Annotated in this window: 1 protein-coding gene; it reads right to left on the bottom strand. The window is 68.7% G+C overall.

The genetic code is table 11. The annotated features are described in order from the left end of the window. Positions 1 to 214, bottom strand: a 214-nt coding sequence (locus AC6CHP_RS20820) for an L-serine ammonia-lyase, iron-sulfur-dependent, subunit alpha (protein ID WP_498232079.1), incomplete at both ends; no start/stop codon positions are given.

The raw sequence follows: 214 nt of genomic DNA, 5'->3' as shown, positions 1-214 counted from the left end.
TTCCATCGCGATCTCCGCCGCGTTCTCCACCTGCGCCGGAGTCCCGCCCATAACCTCAGCCAGGCCCGCAGCAGCCATCGACGACGCCGACCCCACCTCACCCTGGCACCCCACCTCAGCACCAGAAATCGACGCCTGCTCCTTGTACAGCACCCCCACCGCACCCGCGGCGAGCAGGAAACGCACCACGACGTCGTCGCGGTCCTCCTGGGAC

Source organism: Pseudarthrobacter sp. GQ63 (assembly GCF_059758765.1).
Note: the sequence above shows the minus strand (reverse complement) of the source record. Positions and strands in the feature narration are given on the sequence as shown.